11 protein-coding genes are annotated in these 14,697 nt (G+C 62.1%); 2 read left to right on the top strand and 9 right to left on the bottom strand.

All coding sequences use genetic code 11. The features are described from left to right. Positions 1-62 precede the first annotated feature (62 nt). A complete protein-coding gene (locus BMY71_RS22300) occupies positions 63-521 on the top strand; it encodes a hypothetical protein (protein ID WP_244526139.1) in 459 nt (152 codons plus the stop codon). A gap of 70 nt (positions 522-591) precedes the next feature. Here the strand turns inward: BMY71_RS22300 and BMY71_RS22295 are convergent, their stop codons facing one another. Genes BMY71_RS22295 through BMY71_RS22270 form a run of 6 tightly spaced genes read right to left on the bottom strand, consistent with a single transcriptional unit; the run spans position 592 to position 9,968 of the window. Beyond that, positions 592-1,716 carry an ABC transporter permease gene (locus BMY71_RS22295; RefSeq protein WP_062313654.1) on the bottom strand — a complete coding sequence of 375 codons (1,125 nt, stop codon included), beginning with the start codon at positions 1,714-1,716 and terminating at the stop codon, positions 592-594. 3 nt (positions 1,717-1,719) lie between these two features. Then, the gene (rbbA, locus tag BMY71_RS22290) at positions 1,720-4,494 is read right to left on the bottom strand and encodes a ribosome-associated ATPase/putative transporter RbbA (RefSeq protein WP_062313656.1); all 2,775 of its coding nucleotides are present in this window, start codon (positions 4,492-4,494) and stop codon (positions 1,720-1,722) included. Further along, the gene (locus tag BMY71_RS22285) at positions 4,491-5,555 is read right to left on the bottom strand and encodes an HlyD family secretion protein (RefSeq protein ID WP_062313715.1); all 1,065 of its coding nucleotides are present in this window, start codon (positions 5,553-5,555) and stop codon (positions 4,491-4,493) included. Before BMY71_RS22285 ends, rbbA begins: the two co-directional genes overlap by 4 nt. A gap of 46 nt (positions 5,556-5,601) precedes the next feature. Then, positions 5,602-6,792, bottom strand: coding sequence for an acetate/propionate family kinase (locus BMY71_RS22280; protein ID WP_062313658.1), 1,191 nt, complete (start codon positions 6,790-6,792; stop codon positions 5,602-5,604). Beyond that, positions 6,789-8,207 carry a bifunctional enoyl-CoA hydratase/phosphate acetyltransferase gene (locus tag BMY71_RS22275; protein ID WP_062313660.1) on the bottom strand — a complete coding sequence of 473 codons (1,419 nt, stop codon included), beginning with the start codon at positions 8,205-8,207 and terminating at the stop codon, positions 6,789-6,791. Before BMY71_RS22275 ends, BMY71_RS22280 begins: the two co-directional genes overlap by 4 nt. 3 nt (positions 8,208-8,210) lie before the next feature. Then, positions 8,211-9,968, bottom strand: coding sequence for a PHA/PHB synthase family protein (locus BMY71_RS22270; RefSeq protein WP_175557757.1), 1,758 nt, complete (start codon positions 9,966-9,968; stop codon positions 8,211-8,213). A 333-nt stretch (positions 9,969-10,301) separates the two neighbouring features. Between BMY71_RS22270 and BMY71_RS22265 the strand changes: the two genes are divergently transcribed. Then, positions 10,302-10,625 (top strand): hypothetical protein, encoded by a 324-nt coding sequence (locus tag BMY71_RS22265; RefSeq protein WP_139202711.1) that lies wholly within the window; start codon positions 10,302-10,304, stop codon positions 10,623-10,625. 412 nt (positions 10,626-11,037) lie between these two features. Here BMY71_RS22265 and BMY71_RS22260 read toward each other — a convergent pair whose 3' ends face one another. The 3 genes from BMY71_RS22260 to BMY71_RS22250 all read right to left on the bottom strand — a co-directional run bounded on the left by BMY71_RS22260 (position 11,038) and on the right by BMY71_RS22250 (position 13,706). Next, a complete protein-coding gene (locus BMY71_RS22260) occupies positions 11,038-11,412 on the bottom strand; it encodes a hypothetical protein (RefSeq protein WP_062313662.1) in 375 nt (124 codons plus the stop codon). Positions 11,413-11,472: 60 nt separating this feature from the next. Beyond that, entirely contained in the window at positions 11,473-12,675 is a 1,203-nt protein-coding gene (locus BMY71_RS22255) for an APC family permease (RefSeq protein WP_175557756.1), read from the bottom strand. Between the two features lie 227 nt (positions 12,676-12,902). Further along, positions 12,903-13,706: a universal stress protein gene (locus BMY71_RS22250; RefSeq protein WP_062313666.1), complete on the bottom strand. Its 804-nt coding sequence runs from the start codon at positions 13,704-13,706 to the stop codon at positions 12,903-12,905. Between the last annotated feature and the right edge of the window lie 991 nt (positions 13,707-14,697).

Here is a 14,697-nt window from a genome sequence, read left to right as displayed (position 1 = left end):
ACGAACGGCTTTCTCAGGGCTGCGCGATGATACGCCTGCAAACCGACATACAAGTGCCCGGCTTGAACAGCCGTGAAGTGACCGACTTCATGCTGAACTGCGACGACGCCAGCTATCAAGCCTGGTGGCCCGGGGTTCACTTGCGATTTCACACTGTGCGCAAGGTCGCAGGCGATGTCGGCAACCTGATTTACATGGATGAATATGTCGGTCGTTTCCGCCTGAAATTCCATGCGGTTGTGACCGCCTCGATTCCAGGCAAGGAGATCACCTGGCAGTTCGTCAGGGGCGTGCGGCTCCCCGGAAGACTCATCCTGGGCCTCGAAGACGAAGCGGACGGCGTGGCGATCTCTCACGTGGTCGAGGCCGGATTTCGCGGTCCGGGCCGCATATTCGATGCGGTCTTGCGCTTTTCGTTCACGCCCGAATTCGCGGATGCGTTGGACGAGCACGTGCGCACCGAATTTCCGAAGCTACGGGACTTGCTGCGTTCGCGGGGCTCTGGGGCCGCCAAGGCGTAGCGCAAAGGCGATCCGCCGCTTTTTGCGTTCGTGCGTCGGCTGGGCCTTGGATGGTGTTTGCTCTGCTTTTTTATCGTCCACGGGATCGCAAGGACTTCCGGAACCGCCACAGCGACAGCAGGAAGAAGGCAAGGCCGATCGCGAACAGGTTTAGCAATTGAGGCCAGACCGCACCGAGTCCCGCGCCCCGGAACAGGATCGACTGCGACAGGGACACGAAATGCGTGTCGGGCGCGGCCATCATGACCGCGCGGACAGCACTTGGCATGCTCTCCGCGGGCGTCAATCCGCCGGCGAGGACCTGCAGCGGAAACAGCACCATCAGCAGCAGCAGGCCAAACTGGGGCATGGATCCCGCGATCGTCGCAAGGAGGATGCCCAGCGACGCGGTCGCAAATAGCTGGAAGACCAGGCCCAGCATGAGCAGCCACAGCGAGCCGGCAACCGGAATCGCAAGCCAAGTCTGTACCACGACGGTGAGCGCGAACAGAGCTGCCAAGAACACCGCGAGCGCCACCGGCCAGATCTTTGCCAGCATGATCTCGATCGGCGTCACCGGCATGACCAGGAGATGCTCGATCGTGCCGCGCTCACGCTCGCGAATGAGCGCCGCGCCGGCCAGAATGACCGACAGGAGCGAGACGTTGTTGATGACTTCCATCATCGCGTTGAACCAGCCGGCATTGAGCTCGGGGTTGAAACGCGCGCGCAACACCAAATCGACCGGCGCCGCTTCCGCCGCACGATAGTGCCGTGCGAATTCGGTGACCTCGGCCGAGACGATCGCCCGCACATAGCCGGCGCCGGTGAACGCCTGAGTCATGCGGGTCGCGTCGACGTTGAACTGGATCGCCGGCTCGCTGCCGGCCAAAACGTCGCGTTCGAAATTGGGCGGGATCACGAGCGCGAAAGTGTCGATGCCTGCATCCATGCGCTGGTTCATTTCGGGGAGCGAAATGACCTTGGGGGCACTGAAATAGGGACGATAAAAGGCCGACGCGATCCGCGCCGACAGCGACGAGACGTCCTCGTCGACGATCGAGATCGGCGCGTTGTTGAGATAGAGCGGAACCGCCGTCGCTGCGACGTAGATCTGCAAGGAGAAGGCGTAGGCAATCAGTGCCAGCAGAGCGGGATTGCGAACGAGGCTCCATAACTCCTTGACGCCCAGCCGCCAGATGTTCGAGGCACGCATGGCTCAGCGCGCCTGCTTCTTGAGAAAAAGCACGCTCAGGCCGATCAGGACCGGACCCGCGGCCAAAAGCGGCACCAGGGATGACCGGAGTTCGGCAAACCCCAGCGCCTTGGAGAAGGCGCCGCGCGCGATGGTGACGAAGTGGGTCGCCGGGTTGACCGCGCCGATGAGGACGGCCGAACCTTCCATGGAGGCGACCGGATCGATCATGCCGGAATACTTGACCGCCAGCAGCATGGTCGCGAGCGTGGTGAGGAAGATCGCCGCGATCTGGCTGTTCATAAAACTCGAGATGAACAGTCCGAGCGCGGTCGTCGCGATGACATAGAACAGCCCGCCGGCGATGAAGGCGGCAAGGTTTCCGGTGAAGGGAACGCCTTGCACGAAGATGCCGAACGCCGTCAGCGTGACGAGATTCATCATCGCCAGGCCGACATAGGGCAATTGCTTGCCGAGCAGAAATTCCAGCCGGGAGACGGGCGTGACGTAGAAATTGACGATCGAGCCGAGGTCTTTCTCCCGGACGATGCTGAGCGTCGCGAGCATCGCGGGAATGAGCAGGAGAAGCATGGCGATGACCGCCGGCACAATGGCCTTGCGGCTCTCCACGTTCGGATTGTAGCGGAAGCGGGTTTCAAGCTGGAAGTCGCCCGCCAGCGCCCGGGGACCGAGCTTCTCGCGCATCGCCTGCGCCATCCAGTTGGCATGGACGCCTTCGACATAGGCGCGCGCGGTCTCGGCGCGCGACGGCATGGCGCCGTCGATCCACGCGCCGATCTGCACCGGACGGCCACGCTCCGCGTCGCGCGCAAAGCCCGGCGGAATCTCGATGGCAAGGCTGAGCTCGCCGCTGCGCATGCGGCGATCCAGGTCCGCGTAATCGGCGATGGGCGGACGTTCCGTGAAATAGCGCGAGCCCGCGATATCGAGATCATAGCTCCGGCTGATCGTGGTCTGATCGTGGTCAAGAACCGCATAAGGCAGGTTCTCGACGTCCATGCTGAGCCCGTACCCGATCACGAAAAGCAGAAGAAGGCTGCCGATGAAGGCGAAGGAGGCGCGGATCGGATCACGACGCAGTTCAAGAGTCTCGCGTCGGGCGTAGCTCATCATGCGCCGGACGTCGAAGAAACGCCGCGTGCTCGCATTGGGATTTGCGCCGGCATGCGACCGAGCAGCGTCGGACGTCGCCGGTGCGGTGACAGCCTGGCCGCCGCCCGCTTCCTGCAAGTGGCCGATGAAGGCTTCTTCGAGATTTGCCGCGCCACGCGCTTCCACGATCGCGGCAGGCGTATCGCTGACGAGCACCTTGCCCGCATGCATCAGGGAGATGCGATCGCAGCGTTCCGCCTCGTTCATGAAATGTGTGGAGATGAAGATGGTGACGCCGTCCTGGCGCGACAGATCGACGAAGCTCTGCCACAGCGCATCGCGCGCGACCGGATCGACGCCCGAGGTCGGCTCGTCGAGGATCAATATTTCCGGGGCATGGATCGTCGCCACGGCCAGCGAGAGCCGCTGCGTGACGCCGAGCGGCAAGGCATCCGGCAGGCCGTCCATGATCTCGGTTAAGTCGAAACGCGTCGCCATCGCGTCGACGCGGGACTGGATGTCGGCAGCAGGCAATTCGAATAGCTGGGCGTGCAGTTCCAGATTTTGCCGCACGGTGAGTTCGGAATAAAGCGAGAAGAACTGCGACATGTAGCCGACGCGCCGGCGCGTCCCGAGATCTTGCGGATCGAGTTCACGACCGAACAACCGGGCCGTGCCGCCGCTCGCGGGCAGCAGGCCGGCCAGCATCTTCATGGTGGTAGTCTTGCCGCAACCGTTCGAGCCGAGAAACCCGAAAATCTCCCCGCGCGGAATGCGAAAACTGACATGGTCGACAGCGGTGAAGTCTCCGAACCGGGCGGTGAGACCCTCGGCCTCAATCGCCGGCTCCTTGCCGTTGTCCTCTGGCCGCGGCGGAATCACCACCGCACGATGCTGCTTACGCCTCTCGTCCGGCATCAACGCGATGAAGGCGGCGTCCAGCGACGACGTCCGGGTCTGGGCCTGAAGCTCGGCGGGGCTGCCGGCGGCGAGCACGCGCCCGGCATCCATAGCCACCAGCCAGTCGAACCCGGCCGCCTCCGCCATATAAGCCGTCGCGACGATCACGCTCATTTCCAGCCGCTCGGCCCTGATGCCGGCGATCAGATCCCAGAACTGGCGGCGCGCCAGCGGATCGACGCCGGTGGTCGGCTCGTCGAGGATCAGAAGGTCGGGATCGTGGATCAGCGCGCAGCAGAGGGCCAGCTTCTGCTTCATGCCGCCGGAGAGCTTGCCGACGGCTCTGTCCCGAAACGGACCGAGGCCGGTGCTGACGAGCAGATCATGGATGCGCCGCTCGCGCTCCGCCTTGGCGTGCCCGAACAGTCGCCCGAAGAAGTCAATGTTCTCGAACACTGAAAGCGTCGGATAAAGGTTCTTGCCGAGTCCCTGCGGCATATAGGCGATGCGAGGACCAACCTCGTTGCGCTCGCGCGCGCTGGACATATTCGCGCCGAGCGCCTCGACATAACCCTGCTGCACCTTGCGGGCGCCGGCGATCAGCGACAGCAATGTCGATTTGCCGACGCCGTCAGGTCCGATCAGGCCAAGCATGCGCCCGGTCGGAAAGTCGAGCGTGATATCGTCGAGCGCGCGCTTCTTTTTGAAGACATGGCTGACTCCTCGCAGCCGAACAGCAAGCACAGCCGGCTCTAACGTGCGCTGTTCCTGCTCATGCGAGATCATTCCAACACTCTTTGCGGAAGGGTCTCCGGCCATTGCGCCGCCGGATTGAGCTTCACATACGCCACTCCCGGCAAGCCCGGCTTGACGTACTCGGAATATTTCTTGAGCAAGTCGCGTGCGATCCGCACGCGGACACGGAACATCAGGCCTTGCCGTTGTTCCGCTGTCTCGACCGTCTTCGGCGTGAACTGCGCGATGTCGGACAGGAAGGACACCGTCGCGGGTATCGCCACGTCCGGCGCCGTATCAAGCACGATGCGAGCCTCCGCACCGAGCGAGAGGCGGCCGGCCTGGGCGGTCGGCAGGAAGAAGGTCATGTAGACGTCGTTGAGGTCGATCAGGTTGAGCACCCGGCCGCCTGCGGCGATCACTTCGCCCGGCTGCGCCACGCGGTATTGCACCCGTCCATCGCGTGGAGACCGAAGGGCACTGTCGTTGACGTCGACCTGAATACGCTCGATCGTGGCTTCGGCCGCTTCGATGTTGGCTTCGGCATCGACGATCTTAGCCCGCGCCGAAGCGATGCTCGCCTCGGCTGCAGCGACTTGCGCACGCGCGGCGTCACGTGCGGCCGTCGCTCCTTCCCTCCGGGCCCGGTCGTCATCGAGCGTCTGAAGCGACACGGCATTGCGTTCCGCCAACTGCTCCGACCGCTCCAGCCGGCGTTGCGCGGCGTCGAGCTCGGTCGCCCGCTGTGCGAGAACCGCCTGCGCCGCGGAGCGCTCGGCTTCGCGCTGTGAAACTCCGCTCTGCGCCGCCTGCTTGGCAATCTGGCTTCGCTGCAGAAGGGCGCGTGCCTCCCGCAACTGGGCCTGGAGCGGAAGCGTATCCATGTGAACGAGTATCTGTCCGGAAGTGACGACATCGCCTTCCTGAACGAGGATTTCCCTGATCCTCCCCGACGAACGGGCCGCGATGTCGATCGCGACCGCCTCCATGCGACCGTTCCCGCTCGCAATTCCGGCCGGCAATTCGCTCTTGGTCAGCTGCTGCGTCAGATACCAACCGACGCCTGCTGCGATGGCGATGGCAATCCAGAGCCACGGCTTTCCTGTGAACATATTGCTCATTCCGGCCATTTCTTCCTGGCCTGATCGGTGAACGGCCTCATGAAGGATCTTTCCTAATGACCTGGAGTGTGTGAAGGGCGATCATGCGCTCTTCATCGGTGGGTATGACGAGGATTGCTACGGGGCTGTCGGGCGTCGATATCCGCAGAGCGCTGTCGCGATTGGTCGCCTCGTCGATCCGAAGGCCAGCCCAAGCGAGCCGGCCGCAGATCCGGTGGCGCACATCGGCGTGGTTCTCGCCGATGCCGGCGGTGAACACGAAGGCGTCGAGTCCGCTGAGCGAGGCGATGAGGCCGCCCGCCTCACGCGCTGCCCTCCAGCAGAAAAGTTCGATCGCTTCCTCGGCCTCGGGGCCGCCACTAGCCGATAATGTGCGCATGTCACTGGAGATTCCAGACACGCCCAGCAGCCCCGACTTCCGGTAGAGGAGATCCTCGACCTCCGCCGCGGACATTCCGAGCTGCGTCTGGAGATGAAGCACAACGCCGGGATCGATGGCGCCGCAGCGGGTTCCCATCATGAGCCCGTCGAGCGCGGTGAAGCCCATGGTGGAGTCGATGCTTTTGCCGGCGCGCATCGCGCACAGGCTGGCGCCGTTGCCGAGATGAGCCGCGATCACCCGTCCGGCAGCGAGCACAGGATCAATCTCACGCAGGCGCCGCGCGATATATTCGTATGACAGACCGTGGAAGCCGTAGCGCCGAATGCCCTGCTCATGGAAGGCGCGCGGAAGGGGCAGGCGCGCGGCGAACGACGGCTTGTCGTGGTGGAACGCCGTGTCGAAGCAGGCCACCTGCGGCAGCTCAGGGCGGAGCTGCGCGATCGCGCGGATGGCGGCGAGATTGTGCGGCTGGTGCAGCGGCGCGAGCGGGCTGAGCTTTTCCAGTGCATCAAGGACTGCGTCATCGAGGAGACGCGGTGCGGCGAAGGCGGTCCCGCCGTGGACGACACGGTGGCCGATCCCGATCACCTCGCGACCGGCCAAATGTTCCGCCGCCCAGGCGAAGATGTCCTTCAGCAGTTCGGCGTGGGTCAGCGATGCGCCGTCCGGCCAGCCGCGCTCCAGCACGATATCGCCTTCGGCTGAGCGGACGCTCAGGCTGGGCGCGATGCCGATCCGCTCGATCTTGCCGCCAGCTGACAGCGTGGGGTTGTTGGCTCCGTCGAGCGTGAACAGTGCAAACTTGATGCTCGATGAGCCGGAATTGAGACTGATGATGGCTTTCATGCGCTGGCCGGCAATCCTGGGGCCGCCTTGGTCGCCGCGCGCGCCATAAGCACGGCGACCGCGCAGGAGGCCAGACGCGTACGCAGGCTGTCGGCGCGGCTGGTGAGGATGATGGGGACCCGCGCCCCCAGCACAATGCCGGCAGCATCCGCATCGCCGAGAAAGGTCAGCTGCTTCGCGAGCATGTTCCCAGCCTCGAGATTAGGCACGACAAGAATGTCGGCCCGGCCGGCGACGGGAGAGACGATACCCTTCTCCTTTGCGGCTGCCGCACTGATCGCGTTGTCGAAGGCGAGCGGGCCATCGAGAATGCCACCGGTGATCTGCCCGCGATCCGCCATCTTGCAGAGCGCGGCTGCGTCCAGGGTCGACTCCATCGCTGGATTGATGGTCTCGACGGCGGAGAGAATGGCCACTTTCGGCTCCTCCACGCCGAGCACATGGGCAAGGTCGATGGCGTTTCGAATGATGTCGGCCTTTTCCTCCAGCGTCGGAGCGATGTTGATCGCGGCGTCGGTGATGATAAGCGATACCGGATGGTCCGGCACGTCCATCACATAGGCATGACTGATCCTGCGTTCGGTGCGAAGACCGGTGGCGGTAGCGATCACCGCGCCCATCAGCTCATCGGTATGAAGCGATCCCTTCATCAGCAGCCGTGCTTCGCCGGCGCGCACCAGCGCGACCGCCTTCTCCGCCGCGTCGTGGCTGTGGGCTGCCGGCACGATGCGCAGCGCAGCGATGTCTTTGCCGGCCTCTTCCGCAGCCTTCCTGATCTTCGCGTCAGGCCCGACCAGGATCGGCGTGATCAGGCCGGCCTCCGCCGCCTCCACCGCAGCCGTGATGGCCGCGGCGCTGCACGGGTGCGCGACGGCGGTCACCACCGCTTCGCCCCCCGTCATCTTCTCCATCAGAAGGCGATAGCCACGATGCTCGGCCAGATGGACATCCGGCAGCACGATGCGGGGACGACGCACCTTGTCCTTCGGCGCCCTCACCTCCGCGCGCCCGGAGATCACTTCGTCGCCGTTCTGGTTGACGCAGCGGCAGTCCAACACGATGACGCTTTGCTCGGCCCGTTTCTCGGCCACGGTCACGCTCGCGGTGATCGCGTCTCCCAAGCCCACCGGCCGGATGAAGCGCAGCGACTGGCTGAGATAGACAGCGCCAGCCCCCGGCAGTTCGGTGCCGAGCACCGCGGATATCAGGCCGCCGCCCCACATGCCATGGGCGATCACGCGGCGGAATATGTCAGTCGCCGCGAAGTCGGCGTCGAGATGGGCCGGATTGACATCGCCGGAGACGAGCGCGAACAGCTTGATATCCTCCTCGCGGAGCGTCCGGGTCATGCTGGCTGTGTCGCCGACCCGGATTTCATCGAATGTCCGGTTCTCGATCATCCCATCATCGGCCATCGCTCAACGCTCCAGCACATAGAGGCCGGGCGCGTCGGCGATGATCGGATGGTTCTTGTCGGGCGCGCCCATCGGCGGCGGCGCTACGGCGGCGCCGGAATGACGCTTGAGCCAGTCGCCCCAGGCCGGCCACCAGCTTCCTTCGAAGCGTTGCGCCCTGACGAGCCATTCATCGGGATCGAGCGCCGGCCCGTCCGCTTCGCGGCGAAGCAGGCGGTAGGAACGCCGCGGCCGGCCCGGCTCCGACACGATGCCGGCGTTGTGGCCGCCGCTGGTCAACACGAACTCGATTTCGCCACAGGTCAGGCGATGGATCTTGTGGACCGATCGCCAGGGCGCGACGTGATCGCGTTCCGTGCCCACGACGAACATCGGCTTGCGCATCGCGGAGAGGCTTATCACGCGCCCGTCGACCTTGTAGCGGCCCTCAGCCAGATCGTCCTCGAGGAACAGTTGCCGCAGATACTGGCTGTGCATCGCATAGGGCATCCGCGTGCCGTCGGCGTTCCAGGCCATCAGGTCGGTCATCGGCTCCCGCTCGTCCATCAGATAGGTGGTGAGCACGCGCGACCAGACGAGATCGTTGGAGCGCAGGATCTGGAACGCGCCGCCCATCTGGTTGCTGTCCAGATAGCCCCGGCTCCACATCATGCTTTCCAGGAGGTTCAATTGTCCCTGATCGATGAACAGGCCCAACTCGCCGGGTTCACAGAATTCGGTCTGGGCGGCGAGCAGGGTCACGCTGGCGAGCCGATCGTCACCATCGCGCGCCATCGCCGCGGCGGCGATCGATAGCAGCGTCCCACCCAGGCAATAGCCCACCGAATGAATGGACGCGGTACCGGTGATCGCGCCGATGGCGTCGAGCGCGGCCATCGGCCCGAGCCGGCGATAGTCCTCCATGTCGAGGTCGCGGTCGGCGCTGCTCGGATTGCGCCACGAGATCATGAAGACCGTGAAACCCTGTGCGGTTAGCCAGTTGACCAGCGAGTTCGCGGGCGAAAGGTCGAGGATGTAGTATTTCATGATCCAGGCCGGGACGATCAGCACCGGCTCAGGCCGGACCGTATCGGTCGTCGGCCCATACTGGATCAGTTCCATCAGACGGTTGCGGTAGACGACTTTGCCCTTGGCCGTTGCGACGGTTTCTCCGACCCGAAATGCTTCCGTTCCAATCGGCGGCTGATCGCGGACCAGCCGCCCCATGTCCTCCATGAAGTTACGCATCCCGTCGATCAAGCATTGCCCGCCTGTCTCCAGGATGCGCCGCTGGAGGACCGGATTGGTGGCGAGAAAGTTTGTGGGCGCCGCCATATCCAGCCATTGCCGCACGGTGAACGCCACCATGTCCTCATGATGTTTGGTAACGCCCGCGACACCGGTCGTCGCCGCGTGCCAGAATTGCTGGTTCAGCAAGAAGGCTTGCGAGATGAGATTGAACGGCGGTGCGGTCCAGGCCGCGTCGGCAAAGCGGCGGTCTTGCGGCAGCGGCTCGATCGCACGCTCGGCGTCCTTCTTCGTCGCGCTCCGCGCGGCGTAGTCGGCCAAACGGAGGCATTTGCGCATTGCTTTCGCGCCGAGCTGCAACTGCTTGCCCGGCGAAGCGGCGAGATGCAGGCCCCAGTCGGAGAAAGCCTGCGCCAATGTCGCGGGAGAAAGCCCGAAGGTCGTTTGCGCGAGGACCGCTGCCGCCGCCCGATCCAGCATCTCTGACAATCCGTCCAACGGATCGGGCCGCGTCTGTGGGTTGGTCTCCGGCATTCGTGTTCTTCCTTACAATTCTACAAGCTGAGCCAGAGAATATAGAGATCGACGCAAATCGGGGGCAGCGGCAACCGAGAGCAGCGTGCCTCGACCTTGGCATTAGCGCAGAGCCAAAAGACGATTTGTCATAATACCATCTAGAATCTGTCCTACGAATCATTCTGGTTTGTGCACCTTCCGAATGCGGTTAGCCTGCCGCTCGGACAACACAACAAGATTAGAGCACGATAAGCGGGTTGGCTTGATCTCGCTCAATGTCGACTGGTCCATTTTGGATTAACAGAGTAATAGACGCTGGCTTGACATGTGTCTCAGAAGAGGAGGCTGCCAATGACTTATCCGTTGGAGCAGATGATCGGCATTTCGCATGCCAACACACAGTTGGTGCGGAAGCTTGCTGATATAGGCTACTCTAATTGGGAAGAGCGCGTCCGGATGGGCGGCCGGTTCACGAGCGCGTTTGCCGATCAATTTAAGGGCCTGACACCCGGCACAATACCAACGCTAAAGAGCGAGACGGTTTCGGGCCTCTTTGATGATTTTGTACAAAAACGCACGGCGGCCTTTGCCGACACGAAGGCGGCCTGGGATGAGTGGCGATCTTGCTGCGCCGAGGTCATGTCAAAACCCACCGGCGTCGAAAGATCCGGTTGACAAGATGCCGCAGTAGTTCGTCCTAAACTCAGCACCGGCAAATCGGACAAGATTCGCCGTTCGCGATTGGCCCATCGCCCGTCAATCGTATAGCGGTTTTGACACTCGTTTGCGACCGAGTTCTCCGGGCGCTCGATCTCGGCCGGCAGACCGTCACTCTCTTTTATCCATTGCGGTATTCCCGCTTCTCCAGGCGAATTACGGAACGCGCGTCGCATCAGTAATGATCCATCGACGCTTGCAGTCCAGAATGAAAGCCGGGAAGACTTGCTAGGATTACCAATGACACGCGCTGACCCTCTTGCCGCCGTTCACCGCGACGTTCAAACCTCGGCGCAGGCCGTGCGCGATGACGACCGCTTTCGGCAGATCGTTGTGACGCCGGCAAGGGCGAGATTCTCCACGTCGTCCGCTACGCAAGGTCGGTCGTCGCGAAATGATTCGGATCGAGCGCCGGCTTCGTACCAGACTCGCGCCGGACGGCCGGTCGCACATAGGCGCCACCGCGTGAGTGATCGCTCATCGTGGTCGACCGCAATGGCCAATGCCGTGCAGTGTTGGCGACCGATACCGCCGCGCCGGTGGCGGCGCTGGTAAGGAGTTGATCATCCACAATGCAGAACCCGAAGCGGACGCGCTCAATCGCCTTGCGCTTTGGGACCTGCGATATACGTCGATCACCGCAGCAGATCCGCACGTGGGCATTGTCATCGATGGATCGGGCACGACGCATCTGCACTGCGGCGAAGACGCGGTGCTTGCTGAGATCATGCAACGGCTGAACCAAAAATGGCAGCCTCCATTTTGGTATTTTGAGCTCCCTCGTTATCGACCTGTCCGCTTCTCTTTATGCAAAAAGGTTTGCGAAGATCAGGGCTACAGCCGAAGCTGCCGCGACTGGCGGAACCCAGCGAGCAACGGCAAAAGCGCGTTCGCCAGTAGGTCGAGTGTTCTGAATGCGCCAAAGCGCCAGATCGACGAGCACGAAAATGCCAAGCGTCAGCGTGTTGGCAAAGCCGACTAGCTGTTTGAACGGGATCAACACAGATGCAGCCAGCACGATGGCGCCGGCCAGCGCGGTGGCCACGATCGGCGTGCGGGTTCGCGGATTGACCTGCTCAAGAAACGCAGGAAGCTGGCGCCGACGCGCCATACCATAGAATAGGCGGGCCAGCATCATAATCTCGACCAGGACGCCGTTGGCTATGGCGAGCGACCCAACCGCTGCAAAAAGCGATGCGTGCGATCCCTGGAACAGGCCGATCAATGGACTTTCACCACCGCGATCTGCGAGGACAAGTGCTGCAGACACAGCGATATAGAGCAGCGTACTGACGACAATCGCACCGACGATCGCATATGGAATCGTGCGGCGCGGTTCTTTGGCCTCTTCGGCCATGTTGACCAGGCTTTCGAATCCGATGAAGGCAAAGAACGCGATGAAAGAGCCCCCGACGACACCCTGCCATCCGGTAACGCTGGATGGCAGCATACCTTCGACATTCAAGTCGGGCGCGGTCAGAAATCCCACCCACGTGGCTACGGCGATGCCCAGAATTTCGAGCACGCCGATCGCAGCGGACAGGCTGGCGCTTTCCCGCACACCGAGCATCGCGAGCATCGTGAAGCCTACCACCAGCAGCGTGGTCAACGCCGTGGGAGACAACCCGATGAGCTTGGAAAGATAGGAAACGGCGCCGCTTGCGATTGAGGCCGCTGCAATTGCAATCGCGACCGTCAACGCCAGCGCCGTCAACTGCGCCAGTCGGTTGGAGCCGAAGCCGTGCATGACGTAGGCTGCCGCGCCCGACGCCTCGGGGAACCGGCTTGCGAGTTCCGCGTAGCAAAGGCCGGTTAGTCCGGCAACTATTCCTGCAAGCAAAAAAGAGAGTGGCGTCGCATCGCCAGCCCGGTCGATAACCGACGCAATTGCGACATAGATTCCAGCCCCGACGATAACCGCGAGTCCATAGAAGAGCAACGTTAAAAGCGTAAGCGAGCGTCTCAGGGAAAGATGCGTGCCCGCTGGCCCAATCGCTGACGAATTCATTGTCAATCCACACTGTGAGCGACCATCTCTACGGCGGCCTGACATTGCCGCCGCACGCACGTGCGGAGCACGTGTGTTGATTACCGCCGCTCTTGCTTTAAGACGTAGGCTCTCCCGGGTGGCGCCATAGTCTGATCTCTGCAACCGTTACGCATCCGTGGAAGCATGGGCCGGATACAAGAATTAGATAAGCTACATGCGTGGTGCTGCCGCCGCCCTAATAGACCTCAATGGGACATAAACCAGGATATCTCTGCATTCTTGAGCATACTTGCGGTCACCCCGCCAAGAACGCGCTCAGTCAATGGGCCACGGCTATAGGCGCCTGTAACGATGAGTTGTGCGTTTTCGTGCTGCGCTTCCTTAAGCAGACTCAAACACACGTCCCCCGTCGTGTCCGATATATGCCAAGGACGCGCCTTGACCGCATGCAGTTGCAGATGCGCCGTAACCGCCTCGAGCCGTTCTGCTGCAAGCTCATCACCAACTCCGATGACTGCGACACTGTCCGCGCGCTTAAGTATGGGTAGGGCGTCATGGACAGCGCGGCAGGCGTGTGGTGAGTCTTTCCACGCCACCACAACGTTTGAGAAGCCAGGGTTTCGCGGCGCTCGTCCCAAGCGAAGAACCGGAGCCCCGGAGCCAAGGGCGACGTGAGCCGGGTTCGCCAATACACAAGCTTCTTCCTCAGCCGAATCGGTGATCAGCAGGTCTGCGGTCAAGAGGCGCGCTTGCATCGCAAGGGTCGGCTCGCCTATCCCGGATTGCCAGCCCGTTTCCTCATTCTTTGCAAACACCTCATCAAACACGCTTCGGCTCGCTTTAAGCGCACGTTCCATCAGTATGGTCTGCTCTTGATCTCGGAATGTATTATGAACCAAAACATCTCCGATCGAGGTTCGCGGCCAAGCATAAGATGCTGCTGACAACTTGGCGCTAAACATCTTAGTCATGTCGCGGGCAAATTCTAACGTTCGATGCAGGTCGGCCCGCGGACTAGCATCAACGACTATGTCACGATAATTAGTCATATTCAGCACTCCTTCAGTGTCGGCTCCAGTCTACGCCCGTAGCCGCTCAGATTGGTCATGGCTTCCAAGCGTAGCTGCAAAAGCCCGAGCCGACGATAGCCTTTATTTCATCGTCGATACCGCAGCCTTGCCGGTGCGACGTTCATGATCCCGTGACATTCCTCTCTGACTGAATCAACAGACGATAACTTTTTTTGCTATCCTGGACGTTAGATGCATTGATCTGCGTCAAGTCTGCTTAGCCGATCGGCGCCAATAGCTCGTACCTTTCGGTAGTCGATTTCGTATCACGCATCTGCTCAGATCTTGAGTATCAGCCCGGTGTTCGGATTTGCTCGACAGGACTGGGCCGTCGCGGCCGATACAAAAATTAAAGAAGCTACATGCGTGGTGCTGCCGCCTTTCTCGGAAAACAACACTCTCTCAGATTTAGGAAGGGGTTCATGGCGAAAAGCAGCGTGGCGGAGTTGGAGGCCCGTCGTCGCCGCTGCGCAGTGCGGTTCTATGCAAGAGCGATTGCCGGAGTCCCGCTGCGTGCCGTCTCCAGCGAACGCGGCCAGCCTCACTTCGCCAACCGGACGACACGGTTGTAGAGCGTCTTCTTCGGCCCGGAGACATCCGCGCAATCCGCTCAGCGCGCGCCACAGCGCAAGGCGTGTACGATTCCGCTCAACACCTGTCGCATCAACATGCTTCATCCCAAGGACATCTGTCGGCAACAACAGCTCGACCCGAGCCCATTTCGGATCCGAAAGCCAGAACAGTCAGAGGTCCCATTGCCTCCCAAATCAGAGGCAATGAATCACGATCAACACCACTGGGAATTCCGGCTCTCGGATATGCAGGGCTCGGGCCCGCGGACTTTTCTGGTCGCGGGGCGCATAGCGGCTGGCGACAGCGTTGGCGATTGGCCGAAGGGAGCGTCATTCGCATCCTGTCGGAAGCATCCTTGCCGGTGGTATGTGACGGCGCCGTCATGCAGGAAGACGTG

The sequence above is a fragment of the Rhodopseudomonas pseudopalustris genome, assembly GCF_900110435.1.
GTDB classification, from domain to species: domain Bacteria; phylum Pseudomonadota; class Alphaproteobacteria; order Rhizobiales; family Xanthobacteraceae; genus Rhodopseudomonas; species Rhodopseudomonas pseudopalustris.
Note: the sequence above shows the minus strand (reverse complement) of the source record. Positions and strands in the feature narration are given on the sequence as shown.